Origin of the sequence: Bacillus sp. EB106-08-02-XG196 (genome assembly GCF_013396335.1) — a bacterium.
GTDB lineage: Bacteria > Bacillota > Bacilli > Bacillales > Cytobacillaceae > Neobacillus.
In genome coordinates this window covers 38,463-60,135 of sequence record NZ_JABWSY010000024.1, presented here as the reverse complement: position 1 = coordinate 60,135, position 21,673 = coordinate 38,463, and the positions used below count along the sequence as shown (strand labels likewise).

Genomic DNA, 21,673 nt, shown 5'->3' with positions numbered 1-21,673 from the left:
ATTTTTTGAAAAATCGTAGGTTAGACTCTGATAAAATAAAAAATTGCCGAGAAAGATACCCTTTCTCGACAATCTGAGGAATCATTCGTTTTTGAATGATTCCTTTTATTCAGCTTATACCTTTCTCCATTCTGAAAACCCAACCATTGAATCAATCTCATGTGAAAGATAAACGTTATTCCCTTTTTTATTTGACTGCGCCACAAAAGCCATCGCAGCAGCAACCTTCCTTGCTTGTATCCCTCGATAAGGACGAAGTGGACCTACCATTAGCTTGTTCATTACCCCACTAGCCTTTTCTGCGAGTTTCTCTCCAAACCGAAACTCTTCTCGCTTCCCTAACAATAATGAAGGTCTGAAAATATGTAGTGAAGGTAAGTTTAACTTAGACAGAGTTTCCTCAACATCCCCTTTTACTCGACTGTAAAAGAAATATGACTTGGGCTCTGCCCCCATGGAACTTACAATTAGAAACTTTTCAGCACCATTTTCCTTTGCTAATTTTGCAGCCTCAACAGGATATTCATAATCTACTTTACGAAAAGCTTCCTTTGTCTTCGCTACTTTAATCGTCGTACCCAAGCAGCAGAAAACATCTGACACTTTAAATAAGTGATGATACTTATGTAGTTCATTGAAGTTAACGATATGCTCTTCACATATTTTAGATTCAAGTTCAATTGGTCTCCGAACCAACAACAATATTTTTTCATATTGAGCTGACTCATTCAATATCTTCACCAGTTCTTTTCCAATAAGACCCGTTGCTCCAAGAACAAGTGCCGATTTTTTACTTGAACTCATAAAAATCTCCTCTCTAACAATCGCTTTGTTAATCCTGCGGGTCCTCCAAGCAGTGAAACAACCAGCATATCAGCTGGTTGTTTGTTTAATTGTATGAACTAAAGTATTTAAAAACTGATGGATTAACTGAAAGGCCTCATGAATAGACAGATTCTCTGTATAACCATCTACATAATTTAAGGCAAAATTCAAATCCCAAAGGCCATCATCATGGCTAAACATTAAATCAAATTTTGCCTCATCGCCCTGTAAAGAGTTATTGAGCTGGTCCTTTAACATTTTCTCATACTTCTTTTGAAGCTTTAAACCCAGCATGACATCATATGTACCAAAAACATCATCAACCTCCAGTGACACACCCTCAACACCAATCTGTTCAAACAAAGTTGACTCCACATAAATAAATTCGTTTTTATGTTCTTTTAAATACGTAATTGGCTGTTTTAAAAAACTGGATGATTCATTGGCAATCATCGTTTCAGTTTCCTTGCTGCAACGTTCAATATAAGCATCAGTAAAATTCCCGTTTTCTTTATTTTCCATTTGACGCCCTCCTATTATAGGTAATCCCACTTTTACTATAGAGTCATGTTAAATAAAAAAGCAAATTTTACAGTATAAGAAAGACGCCTAAACCCAATTAGAGTTTAGACGTGAAGTATCCTATTAATTTTCTACAAGTTTATTAACTACCTTTTTCCCTGCTGGATTTTCTTCTATATTATCTTCTGCTTGTTTCGCACGTTTCATAAAGAAAGCAAGGATAAGTGCAACAGCAGCAATAAAGGTGGATACGAAAAAGGCGAAATTTATACCATCTAATGTTGCGCTCATCAGGATTTGCCGCTGCATTTCGGCTAGTGCTGCTGCCGTTGGCTGCTCAGTCAAGTTTGCCATAGCTGCTTCACCAAGCTCGATAGCCTTTGACTCCGTACGGTTTGCCATAATGGTTACCAATAATGCTGTTCCGATTGCTCCAGATACTTGCTGAAGTGTATTGTTCATGGCAGTACCGTGTGGGTAAAAACGCGCAGGCAATTGGTTTAACCCGTTTGTAGAAACTGGCATCATCACCATTGACATCCCAAACATACGGACTGAGAATAAAAGCAGTAATTGAGTATACGTTGTCTCTAGTGTTAATTGGCTGAAAAGATAGCTTGTTACCACCGTGATGACTAAGCCAGTTATTGCTAAAAGACGTCCGCCAAATTTGTCGAATAGTTTACCGGTAATTGGTGACATAAGCGCCATAATGATTGCTCCTGGCAGCATCATTAGCCCTGCATCAAATGGAGATATGCCGCGTACCGTTTGAACATAAATCGGCAGCAAAAGCATCCCCGAAAACATGGCCATCGTAAGTACCATTGAGATAACAGACGATAAAGCAAACATTGGGAACTTAAAGATCCTATAATTAAGCATCGGCTGATCTTGTTTTAGTTGACGTAAAATAGACACTAGCAATGAAATAGCTCCTATCGCAATCGTCAAATAAACTTGTGGACTGTCCCAGCCTTGCTTTCCAGCTGAACTGAACCCATAAAGTAAGCCGCCAAAGCCCACGCTAGTAAGTAAAACAGATAAGAAATCAAGTTGAATATTAACTTTTTCTTTTTTATCCTTTAATAAGAAGAAGCCGATTAATAGAACAATTACTGCAATTGGTGTTACAAAGTGGAACAACATTCTCCAGTCATAGTTTTCTATTAACCAACCAGATAATGTTGGTCCAATTGCAGGTGCCCCCATTAAAACTAATCCAAAAATCCCCATTGCTGCTCCTCTTTTTTCAATAGGGAAGCTTACTAACATGACATTCATTAAAAGTGGCATCATAATCGCTGAACCCGCTGCCTGCGTCATCCTGCCTGTTAGTAAAACCGGAAATACATGTGCCATCCCAGCAAGGATGGTTCCTACAGTAAATAAGCCCATGGCAACTAAGAAAAGTTTTCGTACAGAATATTTTTGAATTAAAAAAGCGGTAGTTGGTATTAATATTCCATTTACTAACATGAATCCAGTTGTCAACCATTGCACAGTTGAAGCATCTACTTCTAAGTCAGCCATTATGGATGGAAGTGCAATATTAAGTAAAGTGTTATTTAAAAAAGCAATAAATGCCCCAATCATCAGGATTACAATAATCCCGTATGGGGGACGTTTTGTTTCATTTTTACTGTGTTCCATGTTTAAATACCCCCTATAAACCCTTTGTACATTTTTTTATACCTGTGTTTCACGCTTTATTAATAATATACCGACAGTTCATTTTTTGCAATCAAAAAATACTACAAAATTATGGGTTTGTAATACTATTCTTTATATTGTAGTATATTTTTATACAGGTAGTATATTAAGGATTATAGGTGATAAAATGAATGATCGGAAACAGCATGTTATTAATAAAGCTCATCAATTATTTATTGAAAAAGGATTTCAAGCAACATCGATTCAAGATATTTTAGATTTTAGCGGGATCTCCAAAGGGACTTTTTACAAATACTTCTCATCTAAAAGCGAATTATTAATCGCCATTTATAAAGCAGTTTATAAAAAAGTTCAAAAGGAAAGAAATGATTTATTAATTGGGAAAAGCCCTTCAGATATTGAGGTCTTTATTAAACAATTAGAAATGCAAATGCTTTCAAATAGAAAAAATAAGTTAATTGCTCTCTACGAGGAAGTAATGTCAACGAATGATGCAGATCTGAAACAATATATCCGCATCGCACGATTACGTTCACTAAGATGGATGTTTAGCAGGTTTATTGATATCTTCGGTGAAAAAAATAAACCATACTTATTTGATTGTGCCATTATGTTTCAGGGACTCATGCAGAACAACCTCCAATACAATCGCTTGGCAACTGATTCAAATGAGAAAATTAGCACTGTCGTTAGATATAGTGTGAATCGTTTAGTTAAAATGGTTGACGAAGTAGCTGAATCTGATGAACAATTGCACCAACCTGAGCTCTTGGAAAAATGGCTTCCGGGGCTGCAGAAAAATAATCATGAATTGATTGATCAATTTTATAAAATCGTGGGTCCAATGAGAAATTGCATCACAAAACACTTTCAAGATAAACAGGACCAAGAAAAGTATCATGAACTGCTGGATTTCATCCAAGAAGAAATCCTTCACACCAGAGAACCAAGGAAATTTCTAATCGAAAGCGCCTTACAATCACTGCAAAACAACCCAGGTTTCATTTGGGAAAAAGAACTGCAACAGCTAAAACAAATCATAACTGCCTTCTTTCAACATCTGAAGGAAGATCATGAAGAAGAAAACTAAAAAAATCTCCGTTATGAATATTAGAATTTTTTAGACTAAGCATTTACCCATGCATTTCTAGGTAGTTTTACGTAAATTAGTAAAAACAATGGATTGTTTTACTATTTTGAGGAGGAGCAGTTCGTTACTGCTTTAAAAACTACTGGAGGTGCAACAATGGGAGATTTAACAGCAGACAACAATCAAACACCCGCAAAAGAACGTAAGGAGTCTATATTTGATTCTTTTAAGTTCTGGGGCGCAGGACCACGGAACAGAAAATCCCTAAGTAAAGATATAGAAATTAGTCCTATTAAGATTGAAGAGGAAGAAGAAATAGTTCATCCCCCGAAAAAAAGCTCAAATACATCTGGGCATAACAATGTTAAACTATACGACACGATAAGTGGTAATCATATCATCTCAAGGGGCTGGGATGGAAATAATATGGGGGTATTTAAAATCAGAAGAAAAAATTAGACAAAAAAAGGAATGGAGCATATTAAAAACTCCTTCCTTTTTTTGTTTTATTCTTGTTTAAAAAAAGTATTTGGCATAACTACGGCAATTACCTCGCCTCGGGCACAAACTACATTATTGGCAAATACCTCTGTCTCCACCTTGAATTTCTTAGGGTGTATCTCATGAACGACTCCAATGGCCTTTAGAGGTACTCCGTGGGGTGTCGGTTTAACAAAGTCAACCTTCAATGAAGCGGTTACAAATCTAGGCGGCTCAGTTCCTTCTTCTGCCTCACACTCATTCTTTTTGCGTAAAGCTAAAGAGGCTGACCCTGTACCATGACAATCAATAAGAGAGGCAACGACGCCTCCATAAACAAATCCCGGAAGTGCGATATGCTCGGGTTCTGGTAAATAAATGGTTACTGTTTTTTCTCCTAGCCAGCCTGTCCGGAAATGGTGCCCTTCCTGATTTAATCTGCCACAGCCATAACACCAGGCAAAATCATCCGGATATTCATCTTGAATTGCATTATGTACTTTTTCAACCATGCTATATTCCCCCTTTTCAGAAAATTATAACATATCAATTACGATCTATAAATGTCATTATTTTGGTTCAACATGAACATGTACATCATAAACCTTGTGTTTTGCTATTAATTCATCTTCTACTTTTGTAGCAATATCATGGGCATTTTTAACATCTAATGTGGAATTAACAAGGATGACAACGTCAACAACAACGTTATTCCCGTAATTTCTTGCTTTAATTTCTTTCACACCCTTTACACCCTGACAATGATGGATGGTCTGTTTATATACTTCTATTTCCTTTTCATCAAAACCATCTGTTAAATAAAGAGAGGCTTCTTTAAAAATGTCCCAGGCAGTTTTACAAATGAGGAATCCTACTATTACAGCGGCTAAAGGATCCAGCCACGGCAAACCAAATTGTGCACCGATAATACCAATGAACGTGCCGACGCTTACCCATGCATCAGAAAGATTATCCTTAGCTGCGGCCATGACGGATTGGCTATTTATTTCTGTTGCAAGTTTCTTATTATATCGGTATACAAAGTACATTACGAAAGCACAAAATAGTCCCGTCCATGCAGAGATTACGTCTGGAGATTCCTTTTGTGCGTAAAAAATACTAAAAATAGCGTCGTAGGCAACTTTGAGTCCCACTGCCATCATGATAAAGGATGCGACCATAGAAGCTACGGTTTCTGCTTTCCAGTGTCCATAAGGGTGGTCATCATCTGCAGGCCTTTGCGATAGTTTAAGACCTATAAGAACAGCAAGCGATGCAACAATATCGGTTACGTTATTCAAACCATCTGCTTTCAATGCCTCTGAATTTGCTATAAATCCTACGGTTAGTTTTAATACAGACAAACATATATAGACAATAATACTTATAATAGCTCCGCGTTCTCCCCTTTTTAAATCCAAAAATCCTTGTTCTTCAATCATTTTCCTCACCCACTTTATATCTTCATCTATATTATCGAACAAAAACATCTAGTGGGTCTAGAGAAACCTTTTTCCCCTGTTCGAAATATATATCAGGTATGAAAAAAAGTTGGGATTAGGAAACATTAAAGTAGGCTAAACCTTGAAATTAAGCTAGCAGTTAAGTATTCTAAGAACATATTCGACGAAATGAAGGATGTGTTTAACCTGCGATTAAATAAATTTATATCTGAATCCGGAAAAACCTCAAGGCGCGGTGCAGATAAATGGATAGACGAAGGAAGAGTCACAATTAATGGAAAAGTGGCTAAGGTTGGCAGTCAGGTAGAGCCTGGTGATGTGGTTCGTGTAAACGGGGAAACCATTAGGGTAGCCAAAAATAATGTTTATATCGCCCTTAATAAACCTGTTGGGATTACAAGCACAACTGAACGACATATCAAAGGTAATATCGTTGATTTAGTGAACCATCCGCTTCGAATTTTTAACATTGGAAGATTAGATAAAGATTCAGACGGATTAATCCTCTTAACGAATGATGGAGATATTGTTAATGAAATACTTCGTGCGGAGAATAAGCATGAAAAGGAATATATCGTTACGGTGGATAAGCCGATTACTTCGGAGTTTTTAAAGAAGATGTCAGAAGGAGTTAGCATCCTTGATACGAAAACTCTTCCATGTAAGGTAGAGCAATTATCTAGGTATGTTTTTAAGATTATTTTGACGCAAGGGTTAAATCGTCAAATTCGACGAATGTGCTCAGCACTCGGTTATTCCGTTGTTCGTCTCCAGAGAATTCGGATTATGAATATAAACTTGGACAGCCTCCCTATTGGTCAATGGAGAGATTTAACGAAGAAAGAAAAGAATCAATTATTTAGTGATCTTAATTATGAACCAAGAGAATGGTGAAAAATGGAGTCAAACCTTAAACGGTATGACTCCATTTTTTTAGTTGCTATAATTTTCAAATAATATATGATATTACTTAGAGACACGAAGGAAAACCAGGAGGAGATATTTATGGAAAAGACTGTTGAAAAACGACTTACTCGCTCAGAGGTTCCAGAGGATTTAACGTGGAATCTTGATGATTTATTTGCTTCTGAGCAGGCATGGGAAGCAGAACTTGAAGTGATTGAAAGAGATATTGTAAAGATTGAGGCATTTAAAGGGACATTACATACTAGTTCAAAAGAGTTATTAGCTTGCTTGATTGCTCAGGAAAATCTATTTATGAAAATGGTCAAAGCTGCAACGTATGCAAGCTTGAAGCAATCCGCTGATGGGACTGATCCGGTCAATCAGGCGAATTCATCAAAATTAGCTGCATTACGGACAAAAATGGTTGCCGCATTATCATTTATCAATTCAGAGATTCTTTCACTAGAAGAAGGAAGTATTGAAAAATACCTTCAAGAGAATCTGGAACTTCAACCTTTCCAAAAGGATTTACTCGATCTGCTTGAAACGAAAAAACATCGACTTTCACCCGAAACGGAAGAAGTGTTAGCGGCTTTAGGTGAGGTTCATGGTGCCCCTTATACCATTTATAACATGGCAAAATTAGCAGACATGGACTTTGCCGCGATCGCTGATAGTGAGGGAAATGAATTATCGGTATCCTTTGCCTTATTTGAAAACCGCTACGAGTTTTCTGCAGATACTGAAACACGTAGAAAAGCCTATGACTCTTTCGTTTCTACACTAAAACAATATAGAAACACAATCGCAGCTGCCTATTCAGCTGAAGTAACAAAGCAAGTAACGCTTTCTCGATTAAGAAACTATCAGTCAGTTGAACAAATGCTCTTAGAACCGCATCGGGTAACACTTGATATGTATAACAACCAGATTGAGATTATTTTTAAAGAACTGGCACCTCATATGCGCCGATTTGCACAGTTAAAGAAAAAGGCATTAGATCTTGATGTCATGAAGTTTTGTGATTTGAAAGCACCCTTAGATCCTGATTTTAACCCAGAAACAACCTATGAAGAAGCTAGTCAACTAATCTTGGAATCTTTAAAGGTAATGGGACCAGAATACAGTGAAATAATTGAAAAGGGCTTCAAAGAGAGATGGGTAGACCTTGCGGACAATATTGGGAAATCCACTGGTGCCTTCTGCTCCAGTCCTTATGGTTCTCACCCATACATTTTGGTTACATGGCAGGACAATATGCGCGGCTGTTTCACCCTGGCACATGAATTCGGGCATGCAGGCCATTTCTACTTGGCTAACAAAGAACAAAGAATCATGAATGTTCGTCCATCCATGTATTTCATTGAAGCTCCATCAACCATGAATGAGCTTTTATTAGGACAGCACCTTTTAGCCAATAATGAAGACAAACAAATGCGTCGCTGGGTTGTCCTTCAGCTGCTAGGAACGTATTATCATAATTTTGTTACCCATTTACTAGAGGCAGAATATCAACGCAGGGTTTATGCATTTGCTGAAAGCGGAAAAGCACTTACTGCTAATTCTCTTTCTGAACTGACTAAGAATGTACTTTCTGAGTTCTGGGGGGATACTGTGGAAATCGATGAGGGTGCAAGCCTAACTTGGATGCGTCAGCCTCACTATTACATGGGCTTGTATCCATACACCTATTCTGCAGGATTGACCGCTTCTACTGCAGTGGCACAATTAATTCAGGAAGAAGGCCAGCCCGCTGTTGACCGCTGGCTGGAGGTACTTCGTTCAGGTGGAACAATGAAACCTCTTGAGCTGCTAAAACGTGCTGGAGTAGATATGTCGACACCTGACCCAGTCCGTAAAGCAGTAGCATATGTTGGTTCACTTATTGATGAATTAGAAAAGTCATATGAATAAAAGAAGTGACAGGCAACCCCCCATTTTCTGGGGGGTTCCTGTCACTTTTATACTTATCCTTTACTTTATTTCCCAGTGCCTACTTCTTCATAGTTCCCCTTCCAAAGCGCATAACCGAGCCAAATTAATGCAACTCCCGCAAGTGGTTGGGCAACATTTGACCCGTAAGGAATAAATTCTAAAATGGGTACCAATGCTAATAAAAGCGCGCCTCCTCTAGGCAGGATTGCTTTCCAAGCAGTCACGAGTCCGAATAATAACATACCCCCAAAAAAAGTAACCATCGATAAGGTCAAACCTAAATTTATCATTTCAGGAGGGTCACCTGATACTATTTTTGGTGCTACCTCTTCCAAGGCAGGTACTACGAATGCTCCTACCCAGCCAAACCCTGCCCATAACACCGCTCCAATAAAAGAAATAAGAAAAATTATAAAACCAACAATTCCAATAGCATTCATTTGTCGTAAATAAATCCCTGCAAGTGCTAATAGTAAAAATGCCATTCCAATTAAGTTAAGGTAGGAACCAATTGCCTCTAAAGAAGAAATATTATACCAAATAGCCATAGAAAGGAATAGAACCCCTGTAATAATAGAACTTACTCCAGTAAATCGTAAAAAGGATGTTAAATTCACCTAAATACACCTCTTCCAATTAATTTTCCTCATACTTGGAAATCCGTGTTCACACCCAACCAGATTACTGAATAGTACATGATGACTGACCCTCACATCCTTTATCCGCTTTGGCAGCCCTCCTTCTTAATTTAATTTGCTAAAAAATGGAGTACAATAAAGCATACGTTAGGAAAATGAAAAAAATGATAATAAATTAAATAGTAAAAAACTACCTCTGCTTTAAGTTACCTGCAGCTCACAAGATTGTCCACTCCAGGCGTACAAATGTACACGAGTGGTGCCTGTCACCAAATAATGTCACCAACTAATATTGAAACTTTATTCCTATATATTCGTATATAAAGAGAATCAGTAAAAAGATAATTGATTATAAAGGGGAATTGGTTATGGGGAATATGTTTTTGTTTGTGCTGATTGTTGCTATTGTGTCTGCTCTAGTTCTTATACCGATTTATAGAGATGATAAGTCCGCCGATAGGAAAAGTAATAAAAAGGGTTCTAATGGTGATAGAAAGCTTTTTCCCGGGATAATTATCGCTGTTATTGTTATTGTTATTCTGATCCCTTCTGTTTTTGCTTACTATTATTTTACAAATTATGATAGGAACCTCTCATCTTTATGGGTGCTTGCTATTATAGTAACAGCCTTAGGTGCGGTATTTTCCATTGGAATAGAGAGAAAAGTAAAAGCACTGCTGTTTGCAGCAAGCCTGATCGTTGGAATTTACTTTCTCACTGCCTTTCTGTTTAATGCGGATGAAAAATATGAGATTACTCAAATGGAGCAAGAAGTGGAAATTAAGTCCTTTGACGAGAAAGAAACACCTGCTAGTGTACCACCTGAATTCGCCCGTAATAAAATGAAAAAAGCTTTTGGTCAAGTGCCAAATACGAGCTATTATGAACTGGGAAATCTTCAAATTCAAAAAGTAAATGGAGATTATGTCTATATCGCTCCTGTTGAGTTCTCTGGTTTTTTCAAATGGTGGAAAGGGAAAGAAACACCTGGTTATTTCACTTTAAGTGCTACAGATTCTTCTGCTAATCCTAAATTCGTAAAATCAGATATGATCTATACCCCTTCTTCATATTTTAATAAGTCCATTGAACGCCATATTCGTATGCAGTACCCAAAAGATATTTTCTATGGTGATGTTCAATTAGAAATTGATGATGAAGGAAAACCTTATTATATCCGTTCCTACGGAGAATTTATTTCTGCGCGTAATGGTTTTGATGTTAAAGGTGTTGTGGTAGTGGATTCCAGAAACGGCGATACAAAGTCTTATTCGATAGCAGAAGTTCCAGAATTTATTGATGGTGCTGTTTCACCAGAAATTGTCAGCTTGCAAAACAGTTACTTCGGAAACTATATTCATGGATTTTGGAACAGTTTATTCGGTAAATCCGACGTAAAACTTCCTTCTGATGAAGGTACAGAGGCTAATGTTAGCCCGATATTTGACCAAAATGGTGTAATGCATTATTTCACTGACTTCACAAGTCCAAAAGAAGGCGTCGATTCCATGCTTGGCTACTCGCTGACAAACTCTCGTACGGGTGAAGCAACCTATTATACAGGGAATCCTGAAGAATCCTATATGGATTCGCAAGGTGCCTTACAAATTATTGAAAAGAAATTCATTGAAAAGAAATGGCATGGTGAAATGCCTGTAATCTATAACTTCTATGGAGAGGCAAGCTGGTTGACACCTGTACTTGATTCTAATGGATTTTTGCAGAATTACTTTATCGTTTCAGCCGCTAATCCAGAAATTTCCGTGTACGGGGTTACCCCAAATGAAGCTTTAAAACAGTATAAAACAGCCCTTCAAAGAGGCGGCGGTTCAGTTGATGGAAGCTCGAAAGCCGATGAAAAACAGATCTCAGGTACTGTACTTCGTGTATATAAGGAAAAGACAGGTGATTTCACCGTTGTTTCATTCCTTTTAGACAACAAGAAAAGCTATATCCTTTCCTCTGAAAAAGAGCCATTGGTCATTTACTTAAAAGAAGGAGACAAAGTAAATGTCACCTACTTAGATACAGATGAAGATTTCCTTCCAACAAAGGAAATTGAAATCGAAGGATTAGAATAATCTATAAAAAACACGATGAAAGCTAAGAACTTCGTCGTGTTTTTTATAGATTTTAGAATATAAAACGTTTAGTTTGTTCACCAAACTAACTAATGATAATTGCTTTAGAAATTGGTATAATTGAAATAGTTTGGTAATAATACCCTTTAAGGAGATAAAACATGACAAATGAATTCGATCTTTTAGTCAACAAAGCAATTGAAAACTCACCTGATTGGTTAATGGACGACGTAAAAAATATTTTAAGCAAAAAATCTGGACAAATTAGATTAAGCTATGTAATTTCTGAACTTTATTCGAGATACACTTTTAGTTTAAAGCATATTACATCAGCCATGAATCAAAGTTCAGAATGGTCTACTATCTCCCATGACAGGTTAAACTTTATCGATAACAATATGGACTTAATACAGTACATTATTAAAAGATTCAATTAAACAATAATAATAGAAACCAGTCACCCTCCATTTGGAAGGTGACTGGTTTTGGAAATAATTTATTATAGTGACTCCGCACCTCAATGTATAGTTCTCTTTCATCGAGGTACCATTCACAAAAAACAGGTTAAGATTTACTCGGTCTTACTTCTCTTGTTGTCAGCACTTGTAAGGCATCCCTTACATCTCTCGCAAACTCAATAGGACGATCTATTTTTTCAAAATGAATGTACATGAGCCTTGGATTTTCAAAAAGCCAGTGATTATGAAAGGCAGTCACTATAATATTATGTTCACGAAGAATACTGATAAATGGGTTCAGTTCTTCCTGGAGAATGACTGTTTCACCACTGCATAGTGCCCTGCCGTCTGAAGAGAGCGATTCAAACACAAACATTTGCGGCAAAGCAAGAAAGGACCTGGTTCTCCTGCCAAGTATTCGCGCCAAAATATTAGTACGTGAATTCATCACCATACAAACACCATCTTCGAATGTGCTCATACCTCCAAGAATATCGCTAAATTCTTCGCACATTTCCTCTGCCCTTCTATTTGTTACCTGTCGAGCCCGACCCGAACGACCTATGTTACGTGTAGTTAGGACATCTAGGGCATCACGGACTTTTCTTGCAAAGTCCAATGGTTTTTCAATAGATTCGAAGTGAATATACATTAAGCGTGGTTCATCAAAAAGCCAGTGATTGTGTAAGGCAGTCACAATGATATCATCTTCTCGCAGTCTAGAAATAAATGAATTAACCTCATCTTGGAGGATGACCGTTTCCCCCAGACATAATGCTCTGCCTTCTCCATTTATACCTTCAAATGAAAATGCCTGTGGCACAAACATAAAGGATTCAGCCCGACGGCCCAATACAACCGGATGAATATTTGTTCGTGATTTAGTTGCAGTACATACCCCATTTATGACGGAAGGAGTTGCATCTAAAATTCTAGCGAATTCCTGACATAGTACACTTGGCTCCATGCTATTCATATTGTTCAAAACTTATCATCTCCTGATTGAAATTCTCTCAGGATAAGCTATTCCAAAAGCCATATTTGGACAGGGCTGGGACCTAGTTTAAGAAAAGATTGCACAAAAAAGCACCATCAATAAAATGACAGTGCTAGTTACTTTATATAGTATTCGTTTCGAAGGTCTAACCATTAATTTTTACTACTATTCTTTTTGCGGGATGATTAACACTGGGATCTTGGTTTCATGCAATACACCTGTGGATACACTTCCTAATACTGTACCTCGAATCAAGCCCATTCCCCTTGACCCCATTACAATATACTTTACATTTAGATCCTTTGCTAACTGACTTATTTGATAAACGGGGTCTCCAACTTTCATTAAAGCGACGTAATCAATATCTTGACCCTCTAGATGATGTACTGCACTTTCCATCTCCTTATCAAACAATTCTGTCTGGTATTCTCTAATCATTTCCTCACCGATAAATAATCTTGTATGAATGGTATGAAAGGATGGTTGTACATTTACTAAATAGAGTTTACTTGGAGTTGCCTTTGCCAATTTGACGGCTTCGTCTAATGCTTCAAGGGAATTTTTTGAACCATCAATTGCGACTAAGATTCGCTCTTTCATCATTCTTTCCCCCTATAATCATAGTACTTCTCAACTTAATTGTACCAATAGATCCATCACATAATTTTATAATAATTGAACTATTTGTGAACTTGTTACTACTTACACTTTTCTACAGAAAATCGGCCCTAATTGTGGTTAAATTAAATTAGAGATATTTACCAATATCTAGTGGAAGGTGAAGATGTTATGTGGTTTACAAAAAGTAGTGATGCAGTCGTTGCTGAGTTGGTCACGGATCCTTCAACTGGTCTTTCAACAGAGGAAGCTAACAAGCGCTTGGAAAAAATAGGTCCAAATGCCTTTAATGAGAGTAAAAAGCCCTCAATGATAATGCTATTTTTTGAGCAAATCAAAAGCCCGTTAATCTACATTTTAATCGTAGCAGCTATCATCTCAATAGTGGTGGGTGAATACAGCGATTCCGTTATCATTGTCCTGGTTATTTTGCTTAATGGTGTTATAGGAGTTATCCAAGAAGCAAACGCTGAAAAAGCCTTAGATGAACTGAAGAAAATGACTACTCCCAAAGCCATTGTTAAACGAGATGGTAACTTAAAGGAAATTCCCTCGGAGCAGCTAGTTCCGGGAGATATAGTGTTGATTGATGCAGGAAGGTTTATACCAGCGGATTTACGCTTAATTGAAACCGCCAATTTAAAAATTGAAGAATCCTCCTTAACAGGAGAATCTGTTCCAGTTGATAAAGATGCCAGCTGGCGCTCAGAAGTAGAAATTCCTATTGCTGATCAACACAACATGGCGTTTATGTCAACACTGTCAACGTATGGCCGTGGACTTGGAGTCGTTGTTCATACAGGAATGAAAACAGAAATAGGAAAAATTGCCGGTTTGCTCGGAAACCAGAAACGCGAACTTACTCCCCTGCAAATAAAACTTGCTGAACTGAGTAAAATCCTTGGAATCGGCGCTATCCTCATTTCTGCGGTTCTTTTTCTAATTGGGTTTTTCCAAGGAAGAGATCTCCTTGATATGTTTTTAATTGCGGTTAGTCTTGCAGTTGCGGCCATCCCAGAAGGACTCCCAGCCATTGTTACGATTGTGCTTGCATTAGGTGTACAACGAATGATTAAACGGAGAGCAGTTGTTAGGAAACTCCCTGCTGTTGAAACACTTGGTGCTGTTAGTGTCATTTGTTCCGATAAAACAGGAACACTTACCCAGAATAAAATGACCGTAACCAAAGTCTATGTAAACGGATTGTATGTTCCATTATCCCATTTTTCGGTAAAAGACCCCCACGAAAAGCTTTTTCTAGAGGCGATGGCATTATGTAATGATGCTGTTGTAACCGATGAGGAACAAACAGGTGACCCAACTGAAATTGCACTTGTCGCTGCAGCAAAACAGCTTGGTTTTGAAAAACAACATCTAGATATGGCCTATCAACGTGTTTTCGAGATTCCTTTTGATTCAGAGCGGAAAATGATGACAACCGTTCATAAGCATAACGAACGGTATCTCGTTATGGTAAAAGGGGCTTTAGAAAGCATCCTTCCACTCACTTCCCATATTGTATTCGCTGGAAATAAAAATCCTTTCACCATCAAGGAAAATGAACAAATTAATGCCAAGGTGAACGCAATGTCAGGGGAAGCATTGCGCGTATTAGCAATTGCCTATAAAGAAATTATCTCACTAGATGACCTTATCCCAGAGAAGCTTGAAAGTAATCTTATTCTCCTTGGTCTCACAGGAATGATTGATCCACCTCGAGAAGAAGTGAAAAAATCGATTGAACAATGTAAGAATGCTGGAATTCGTACGGTGATGATAACAGGTGACCACAAACAAACTGCCTTTGCGATTGCAAAAGAACTAGGAATTGCACTTGATGAGAAAGAATCTATGTCTGGTCCTGAACTCAATGCTCTTAGTGAGCATGAATTCAAGAATATAGTGAAAAATATTTCAGTTTTTGCTCGTGTTTCCCCAGAGCATAAAGTAAAAATTGTCAAAGCACTAAAAGCAAACGGTGAGATTGCTTCTATGACTGGTGATGGTGTTAATGATGCACCCTCCTTACAGCAGGCAGATGTTGGAGTTGCTATGGGGTTGAGCGGGACGGACGTTGCAAAAGGTGCGGCCGACATCGTACTGACGGATGATAATTTTTCAACTATTGTAGCTGCCGTTGAAGAAGGAAGAAATATCTATCAAAATATAAAGAAATCAATTCTATTTTTACTATCATGCAATTTAGGCGAAATCGTCACCCTGTTTATTGCAATCTTGCTAGGCTGGCCTGCTCCTTTAACGGCTGTTCATATTTTATGGGTAAACTTAATCACCGACACCCTGCCTGCAATCTCTCTTGGCCTAGACCCTGACGATCCGGATGTAATGAAAGAGAAACCACGATCCATTAAGGAAAGTATTTTCGCTCATGGAAGTGGCACATTTACAGTAACAAATGGATTGTTGATTGGGATTATAACGCTGTTTGCGTTTATCGCAGGGCTGATGATTTATACAAAGGCTGATTCCATTTTCACCATCGACTTCGCCCATGTCCCAAAGGATGCTCTCATGCACGCGCAAACTATGGCTTTTATTACCTTAAGCATTTCACAATTATTTCACTCTCTTAATTTGCGAAACAACCATAAATCGATATTCCAAGTGGGCTTATTTACTAATAAATATTTAGTTGGTTCCATTTTATTAGGAATCTTTATACAAGTTGCATTAGTAAACATTCCAGTTTTTAATGAAATCTTTGAAATTAATGTATTAACTTTAAAGGATTGGTTGTTTATCCTAACACTTTCACTCCTGCCTGTTATTTTTAATGAACTCTACAAAGCAGGAAAACGGATTTTCTTCCCTTCATCAGAGGATTTCCAATCTAATAAAACCACAAACTATTAAGCAAAAAGAAAAGACGTGTGAGGTGAGGTTCACACGTCTTTTCCTATTATATCTTATCGTTTTTGAAGTAAGCTTTGATAGGCTGCAGATGTTCTAACTTCAACGGTGAGGGTACCATTTCCATTGTAAATCGCCTTAACCAGGAACGGGACACCCGCTGTATTCTTAAATTGAAAATCTTTTCCACCATATGAAACCGTTGCATCCCGCCCTGAAGGTACATACCCCACTGTCAAGGAATGATGATGCCACTCTACATATTCGATAGCTAATTGATCAACTGCATTAAACATGGTTGAAGATGTTTGACAAATTCCGCCGCCAATTCCCATGACCAATTCCTTATTCACAATTTCTTGTGCCGGCTGATAGCCATGTGCAGCATCACTTGGTCCCACTGTATGATTAAAGGAGAAAATATCCCCTGTTCCAACAATGACATTATCTATAGCCTGCGCAGACAGTTCGATGTTTTTGTTCCTCCCTGTTACGCTAGGATTAAATTTAGTTGTATACGTTGCAACCACCACTTCAGATAAATGGGCTGCGTCTTCAGGCTTATAGCCGCTTTCAGTAACATAGATTGGCAGAAAAACATCTCCGCCATTGACTGAAACCTCGATTACTTTCGTCACTAGTTCTGCTTCTTCAAGCACCACTCTTGGTTTCCCTTTAATTACTTGACCGTTTGAATCAATTTTATCCAGTATCATCTTCGAGTCATAACCAGGAGTCGTATCTGTTCCCCTTGCTAACTCCTTAGCCCATTGCTCAAGCTCCTGTTTATATTTTTCATTATCACTTCCAAAACCCATATCTACTGGAATGAGGCTTTTTAAAATAGTTTTGGTATTTGGGTCAATGACATTTACCACCTTCGGCTTTTTCGCTTCTTCCTCAGCTATTCTCTTTGCTTCCGCTTCTGCAGCGGCTTTTCTTGCTGCTTCCTCTGCGGCCTTTTGCTCTTCAAGCTTCTTCTCAAGTTCTGTTACTTTGTGCTCAAGGTCTGCTTCTTTGCCATTTGTTTTCTCCGCACAGCCTGCTAATCCTATTAAACTGCCAATTAATATGAATGAAATCACCCAGGTCCGTATAGCCATAAACAACTTCTCCTCTTTTCCCAAAATCTCGTCATCCCCAACGAAACACTTTCGAATATTCAGAAAAAGAATTTCGCTCTCATTCTCTTAATCTATTCCACTTTCTGACACAAAATTCCTGCTAACTCCCTGTGACAAATTCCTTAAATTGGATACACTTATTAGACGGATATCATCCACATTGGTTTCAATAATTTTGAAATAAGTTTCACATAAAGAGAACACCCAGGAATTAGGTACTTTTTCCCGAGTGCTCATTATAGCAAAAACATGATTCTATATGATCATTTACCATCCCAGTTGCTTGCATAAAGGCATAACAAATGGTTGACCCAACAAATTTAAAGCCTCTCTTTTTCAAATCCTTACTTAACCTATCACTAATGTCTGTCGTAGCGGGAACTTCTGATAAATCTTTAAAGTGATTTTTTATCGGTTTACCATCTACAAAAGACCAAATATACTCGCTGAAAGAACCAAACTCTTCACTTACCTTCAAGAATGCCTTTGCGTTTGTAATGACACTATTTATTTTGAGTTTATTTCTAACAATGCCTTCATTCTGTAAAAGTTCATTGATTTTCTTATCATCATAATGAATAATTTTACTTGGTTCAAAATGGTCAAATGCTTTGCGATAATTTTCCCGTTTCTTCAAAATCGTGTACCAGCTTAATCCTGCTTGTGCACCCTCTAAGTTCAAGTATTCAAATAGTAATCGATCATCATACACAGGCCCGCCCCATTCATGATCATGATAATCAATATAAAGAGGATCCTGATTCACCCAACCGCATCTTTTCATTTCATCATTACCTCCAAATTTGCTCTTATTAAACAAACTTATCTTTTTCCACCATATTAATCAACACTTAACCAAAAAACATCCATCGTATGATGACTGCTTTCCTTACCTTATGATTTTAATACACGATAGAGTGGATGGTTTCGATAATACAGGACATTCGTACAAGCAATTTATCTTCTAGTAAATATGATACATAAATTATATTTTTTTGGAGGATATATATGGAAAATAATAAACTGTTTTTTGCAATATTAGAAGGTTCAGAAGAGGTCCCACCTGTTCGAACAGGTGCTTTTGGGTTTGCAAAATTTAAAGTTAGCCGAGATGAAAAAAGGATTGGATATCGCCTAACTGTAAATAATCTTGATAATTTTACCCAGGCTCATATTCATTTAGGGAGAAGAGGTGTAAACGGACCTGTTGTCGTATTTTTATTTGGTCCAGCTGACCCTAGTATAAGTGTAACAAAAGGAGTCGTTGAAGGAATCATTACAGCAGATGATCTTGTTGGTCCCCTAATGGGACAATCACTTTCAGATTTAATAGAACATATGAGAGATGGAAAAACATATGTCAATGCCCATACAGTCCAAAATCCTGATGGTGAAATCCGCGGACAAATCAAACAGTTTAACAACCATTGCTAACATCACATATTGACAAGTTCTACTCTCTGAATACAAAGAACTCGTGACCCTTAAATACAGGGCCACGAGTTTTTAACTTTATATTCAATTTTGTACTTTAGGAATTTGATCTCGTTTATAAAAATATTGCAAAGCAAGCAAGGCAGCAAATAGAACTAACCCAACGATATCTGTTGTTTTTTCCGGATAGATTAAGCATAATCCTGCACCAAGGGAAACAATTCGTTCAATCCAGTTCATTTTTCGCATCCAGAAACCAATGACCCCTGCGCTAATTGCAATCATACCCGTAAAAGCTGTAAATACTACCCATATCAAATTTATCCATGTTGTATCAATCATCAGTAATTCAGGTGACAAAACAAACATATAGGGAATAATAAAAGCTGATATGGCAAGCTTTGTTGATTCCACACCCGTTCGAAAAGGCTCTCCACCGGATATTGCCGCTGCTGCAAAGGCAGCTAGGGCCACTGGAGGAGTAATATCAGCCACAATACCAAAATAAAACACAAACAAGTGAGCAGATAAATCCGGGACTCCTAACAAAATGATCGCTGGAGCTGCAATGGTAGAGGTAATGACATAATTAGCTGTCGTTGGAGAACCCATCCCTAATATCAAGGAAGCAATCATGGTTAAAAACAAGGTCGGCAGCAGTGCCCCTCCTGCAAAATCCAGAAGGCCATTCGCCATTTTCAATCCTAGTCCTGTTTTCGTTACCACACCGACGATGATCCCTGCAGCAGCACAGGCTGCAGCAACACCTAATGCGGATCTGGCCCCATCCACCAAGGCATCAATGATTCCTTTAAACCCAATTCTTGTATTCTTCTTTATCGCACTTACCACAACCGTTATGACAATCGACCAAAGTGCAGCACGAATGACACTCATTCCTGAACTTAACAAAAGAACAATGGCAATAATGGGAAGTAATAAATAGAGTTTCCCCAGAACTTCTTTCCTGTTTGGCATTTCTTCTTTTGTTAACCCGCGAAGACCAATTCGCTTTGCTTCGAAATGTGTCATAATCCAAATACCTGTAAAATAAAGCAGCGCTGGGATGGCCGCTGCCTTTGCTATCTCCCAGTAACTAATACCTCCGATGAATTCAACCATTAAGAAAGCCGCTGCTCCCATAATTGGCGGCATTAACTGTCCTCCAGTAGAGGAAGACGCCTCAACTGCACCTGCAAACTCTTTTTTATAACCTAGTTTTTTCATCATCGGAATTGTAAAGGCACCGGATGTCACCACGTTCGCAACCGAACTGCCGCTTATCGTCCCCTGTAATGCACTTGAAAAAACAGCTACCTTAGCAGGACCACCAACACTCCTTCCGGCAATCGCAATCGAAAGGTCGTTAAAATACTCCCCAACCCCTGTCTTGATTAAAAAGGAGCCAAATAATAAGAACAAAAAGATAAAGGTAGAGGATACGCCAATCGGTGTACCAAGAATACCTTCCGTTGTAAAAAACATCGTCTGTACCAGTCGATCCAATTCTAGCCCTCGATGCGCAATTACACTCGGCATATAAGGCCCAAACACCGCGTATACCATAAAAATAATTGCAATAATCGTAATCGGCAGTCCAACCGTCCTCCGAGTTGCCTCTAATACAAGTAAAATAGCCGAAAGACCAACAAAAAAATCAATCTGTGTGATATTCCCCGTCCTTAAAACCAAATCATTGATCATGGCTGGCCAATAGGCACCAACAATGACAGATAAAATGGCCAAGATGATATCATACCAAGCTACCTTATATTCTTTTCCCCTATTTTTCTTTCGCGCTGGAAATAATAAGAATATAAGTGCAAGTGCAAAGCCCAAATGAATGGAGCGTTGAAGCTGAGCTGTTAACATACCGAATACACCTGTATAGACATGGAATAATGAAAAGGCAAGTAATCCAGCAAATGCAATCCAGCCAGCAGCCCCTTTTAGCTTTCTAGTTCCTGCCTCCGGATCATATTTTTCCAAAAGCTCCTGCTGTTTTTCTTCAGACAAGGCGGAATCATATTGACTCAAGGATATTCACTCCTTTCCATAACTTCAAAAAGTTTAATTTGCGGATTTCAACTTTTACAGATGTGCCAGGTTTTATCGAACGCGATAATGGAAATTCCATGTTTTTATAAATTACCGTATGATTGGCACGAACCTGTCCGATTCGTAAATAAAAAAAAGGAAAGTCTCGTTTCATATTTTTGATGTAATAAGCTCCATCCTTTTCCTCAAAGGTTTCTCCTTCTTCAGCATTTGATGGCATACCAATCGCAAAATCCTCATACTTCAGCTCATATAATTGAATCAGGTAGTTCGGAGTAATTTTAAAGCTTTCGATAACATCGGATAAATGAATAGAATGCGTGTATTTTATTTGAAAAAGGGTTTCTTCTTTTAAAGGAATGTAAGCCAGTTCCGCTTGGCTGTGGTTTGGTTGGAAGACAATGGCTCGCTGGAAAGGTATGCATGCTAAGATAAGGATAATAAAGAAGACTAATACATATGGGATTAATTGAAGTTTCCGCATTTCCCCCCTCCAATT

At 38.0% G+C, this 21,673-nt stretch carries 19 protein-coding genes; 7 read left to right on the top strand and 12 right to left on the bottom strand.

Annotated elements, in window-relative coordinates; all coding sequences use genetic code 11:
* Nucleotides 1-114: 114 nt before the first annotated feature.
* From MLOOGBEN_RS26980 to MLOOGBEN_RS26970, 3 genes are all read right to left on the bottom strand, one after another.
* The gene (locus MLOOGBEN_RS26980; protein ID WP_179161337.1) at nucleotides 115-804 is read right to left on the bottom strand and encodes an NAD-dependent epimerase/dehydratase family protein; all 690 of its coding nucleotides are present in this window, start codon (nucleotides 802-804) and stop codon (nucleotides 115-117) included.
* 69 nt (nucleotides 805-873) lie between these two features.
* Nucleotides 874-1,347 (bottom strand): branched-chain amino acid aminotransferase, encoded by a 474-nt coding sequence (locus MLOOGBEN_RS26975; protein WP_179161336.1) that lies wholly within the window; start codon nucleotides 1,345-1,347, stop codon nucleotides 874-876.
* A gap of 123 nt (nucleotides 1,348-1,470) precedes the next feature.
* On the bottom strand, nucleotides 1,471-3,000 hold the full coding sequence (locus MLOOGBEN_RS26970; protein WP_179161335.1) for a DHA2 family efflux MFS transporter permease subunit: 1,530 nt from the start codon (nucleotides 2,998-3,000) through the stop codon (nucleotides 1,471-1,473).
* Between the two features lie 187 nt (nucleotides 3,001-3,187).
* Between MLOOGBEN_RS26970 and MLOOGBEN_RS26965 the strand changes: the two genes are divergently transcribed.
* Both MLOOGBEN_RS26965 and MLOOGBEN_RS26960 read left to right on the top strand, forming a co-directional pair.
* Entirely contained in the window at nucleotides 3,188-4,111 is a 924-nt protein-coding gene (locus tag MLOOGBEN_RS26965) for a TetR/AcrR family transcriptional regulator (RefSeq protein ID WP_179161334.1), read from the top strand.
* A gap of 156 nt (nucleotides 4,112-4,267) precedes the next feature.
* Entirely contained in the window at nucleotides 4,268-4,570 is a 303-nt protein-coding gene (locus tag MLOOGBEN_RS26960) for a hypothetical protein (protein ID WP_179161333.1), read from the top strand.
* A gap of 47 nt (nucleotides 4,571-4,617) precedes the next feature.
* Here MLOOGBEN_RS26960 and MLOOGBEN_RS26955 read toward each other — a convergent pair whose 3' ends face one another.
* Together MLOOGBEN_RS26955 and MLOOGBEN_RS26950 are read right to left on the bottom strand one after the other, a co-directional pair.
* A complete protein-coding gene (locus tag MLOOGBEN_RS26955; RefSeq protein ID WP_179161332.1) occupies nucleotides 4,618-5,103 on the bottom strand; it encodes a PaaI family thioesterase in 486 nt (161 codons plus the stop codon).
* Nucleotides 5,104-5,160: 57 nt separating this feature from the next.
* Nucleotides 5,161-6,030 (bottom strand): cation diffusion facilitator family transporter, encoded by an 870-nt coding sequence (locus MLOOGBEN_RS26950; RefSeq protein ID WP_368737829.1) that lies wholly within the window; start codon nucleotides 6,028-6,030, stop codon nucleotides 5,161-5,163.
* Nucleotides 6,031-6,231: 201 nt separating this feature from the next.
* On the opposite strand from MLOOGBEN_RS26950, the gene rluF reads away from it, so the two are divergent.
* Together rluF and pepF are read left to right on the top strand one after the other, a co-directional pair.
* Nucleotides 6,232-6,948 (top strand): 23S rRNA pseudouridine(2604) synthase RluF, encoded by a 717-nt coding sequence (rluF, locus tag MLOOGBEN_RS26945; protein ID WP_179161342.1) that lies wholly within the window; start codon nucleotides 6,232-6,234, stop codon nucleotides 6,946-6,948.
* Between the two features lie 111 nt (nucleotides 6,949-7,059).
* Nucleotides 7,060-8,874 (top strand): oligoendopeptidase F, encoded by a 1,815-nt coding sequence (gene pepF / locus MLOOGBEN_RS26940; RefSeq protein WP_179161330.1) that lies wholly within the window; start codon nucleotides 7,060-7,062, stop codon nucleotides 8,872-8,874.
* Between the two features lie 65 nt (nucleotides 8,875-8,939).
* On the opposite strand, the gene MLOOGBEN_RS26935 is transcribed toward pepF, so the two are convergent.
* Complete coding sequence (locus MLOOGBEN_RS26935) at nucleotides 8,940-9,512, bottom strand: hypothetical protein (RefSeq protein ID WP_179161329.1); 573 nt, start codon at nucleotides 9,510-9,512, stop codon at nucleotides 8,940-8,942.
* Nucleotides 9,513-9,901: 389 nt separating this feature from the next.
* Here MLOOGBEN_RS26935 and MLOOGBEN_RS26930 point away from each other — a divergent pair, with 389 nt between their 5' ends.
* Complete coding sequence (locus MLOOGBEN_RS26930; protein WP_179161328.1) at nucleotides 9,902-11,614, top strand: hypothetical protein; 1,713 nt, start codon at nucleotides 9,902-9,904, stop codon at nucleotides 11,612-11,614.
* Between the two features lie 564 nt (nucleotides 11,615-12,178).
* Here the strand turns inward: MLOOGBEN_RS26930 and MLOOGBEN_RS26925 are convergent.
* Nucleotides 12,179-13,048 carry a DUF1259 domain-containing protein gene (locus MLOOGBEN_RS26925; protein WP_179161341.1) on the bottom strand — a complete coding sequence of 290 codons (870 nt, stop codon included), beginning with the start codon at nucleotides 13,046-13,048 and terminating at the stop codon, nucleotides 12,179-12,181.
* Between the two features lie 186 nt (nucleotides 13,049-13,234).
* Entirely contained in the window at nucleotides 13,235-13,669 is a 435-nt protein-coding gene (locus MLOOGBEN_RS26920) for a universal stress protein (protein ID WP_218781348.1), read from the bottom strand.
* A gap of 189 nt (nucleotides 13,670-13,858) precedes the next feature.
* Between MLOOGBEN_RS26920 and MLOOGBEN_RS26915 the strand changes: the two genes are divergently transcribed.
* Nucleotides 13,859-16,561, top strand: a complete 2,703-nt coding sequence (locus MLOOGBEN_RS26915) for a cation-translocating P-type ATPase (RefSeq protein ID WP_179161326.1) — start codon at nucleotides 13,859-13,861, stop codon at nucleotides 16,559-16,561.
* A gap of 53 nt (nucleotides 16,562-16,614) precedes the next feature.
* On the opposite strand, the gene MLOOGBEN_RS26910 is transcribed toward MLOOGBEN_RS26915, so the two are convergent.
* Both MLOOGBEN_RS26910 and MLOOGBEN_RS26905 read right to left on the bottom strand, forming a co-directional pair.
* Nucleotides 16,615-17,661 carry a VanW family protein gene (locus tag MLOOGBEN_RS26910; RefSeq protein ID WP_179161325.1) on the bottom strand — a complete coding sequence of 349 codons (1,047 nt, stop codon included), beginning with the start codon at nucleotides 17,659-17,661 and terminating at the stop codon, nucleotides 16,615-16,617.
* Between the two features lie 232 nt (nucleotides 17,662-17,893).
* Nucleotides 17,894-18,466, bottom strand: a complete 573-nt coding sequence (locus MLOOGBEN_RS26905) for a DNA-3-methyladenine glycosylase I (protein ID WP_179161324.1) — start codon at nucleotides 18,464-18,466, stop codon at nucleotides 17,894-17,896.
* A 239-nt stretch (nucleotides 18,467-18,705) separates the two neighbouring features.
* On the opposite strand from MLOOGBEN_RS26905, the gene MLOOGBEN_RS26900 reads away from it, so the two are divergent.
* On the top strand, nucleotides 18,706-19,116 hold the full coding sequence (locus MLOOGBEN_RS26900) for a CHRD domain-containing protein (RefSeq protein ID WP_179161340.1): 411 nt from the start codon (nucleotides 18,706-18,708) through the stop codon (nucleotides 19,114-19,116).
* Between the two features lie 84 nt (nucleotides 19,117-19,200).
* Here MLOOGBEN_RS26900 and MLOOGBEN_RS26895 read toward each other — a convergent pair whose 3' ends face one another.
* Complete coding sequence (locus MLOOGBEN_RS26895; protein WP_179161323.1) at nucleotides 19,201-21,153, bottom strand: TRAP transporter permease; 1,953 nt, start codon at nucleotides 21,151-21,153, stop codon at nucleotides 19,201-19,203.
* The gene (locus tag MLOOGBEN_RS26890; RefSeq protein WP_179161322.1) at nucleotides 21,140-21,658 is read right to left on the bottom strand and encodes a DUF1850 domain-containing protein; all 519 of its coding nucleotides are present in this window, start codon (nucleotides 21,656-21,658) and stop codon (nucleotides 21,140-21,142) included. Before MLOOGBEN_RS26890 ends, MLOOGBEN_RS26895 begins: the two co-directional genes overlap by 14 nt.
* Nucleotides 21,659-21,673: the final 15 nt, after the last annotated feature.

Excerpts from the sequence above, each read along its gene's own strand:
- MLOOGBEN_RS26980 (WP_179161337.1), bottom strand. The coding sequence starts at position 804 with ATGAGTTCAAGTAAAAAATCGGCACTTGTTCTTGGAGCAACGGGTCTT.
- MLOOGBEN_RS26975 (WP_179161336.1), bottom strand. The coding sequence starts at position 1,347 with ATGGAAAATAAAGAAAACGGGAATTTTACTGATGCTTATATTGAACGT.
- MLOOGBEN_RS26970 (WP_179161335.1), bottom strand. The coding sequence starts at position 3,000 with ATGGAACACAGTAAAAATGAAACAAAACGTCCCCCATACGGGATTATT.
- MLOOGBEN_RS26965 (WP_179161334.1), top strand. The coding sequence starts at position 3,188 with ATGAATGATCGGAAACAGCATGTTATTAATAAAGCTCATCAATTATTT.
- MLOOGBEN_RS26960 (WP_179161333.1), top strand. The coding sequence starts at position 4,268 with ATGGGAGATTTAACAGCAGACAACAATCAAACACCCGCAAAAGAACGT.
- MLOOGBEN_RS26955 (WP_179161332.1), bottom strand. The coding sequence starts at position 5,103 with ATGGTTGAAAAAGTACATAATGCAATTCAAGATGAATATCCGGATGAT.
- pepF (WP_179161330.1), top strand. The coding sequence starts at position 7,060 with ATGGAAAAGACTGTTGAAAAACGACTTACTCGCTCAGAGGTTCCAGAG.
- MLOOGBEN_RS26930 (WP_179161328.1), top strand. The coding sequence starts at position 9,902 with ATGGGGAATATGTTTTTGTTTGTGCTGATTGTTGCTATTGTGTCTGCT.
- MLOOGBEN_RS26925 (WP_179161341.1), bottom strand. The coding sequence starts at position 13,048 with ATGAATAGCATGGAGCCAAGTGTACTATGTCAGGAATTCGCTAGAATT.
- MLOOGBEN_RS26920 (WP_218781348.1), bottom strand. The coding sequence starts at position 13,669 with ATGAAAGAGCGAATCTTAGTCGCAATTGATGGTTCAAAAAATTCCCTT.
- MLOOGBEN_RS26915 (WP_179161326.1), top strand. The coding sequence starts at position 13,859 with ATGTGGTTTACAAAAAGTAGTGATGCAGTCGTTGCTGAGTTGGTCACG.
- MLOOGBEN_RS26910 (WP_179161325.1), bottom strand. The coding sequence starts at position 17,661 with ATGGCTATACGGACCTGGGTGATTTCATTCATATTAATTGGCAGTTTA.
- MLOOGBEN_RS26905 (WP_179161324.1), bottom strand. The coding sequence starts at position 18,466 with ATGAAAAGATGCGGTTGGGTGAATCAGGATCCTCTTTATATTGATTAT.
- MLOOGBEN_RS26890 (WP_179161322.1), bottom strand. The coding sequence starts at position 21,658 with ATGCGGAAACTTCAATTAATCCCATATGTATTAGTCTTCTTTATTATC.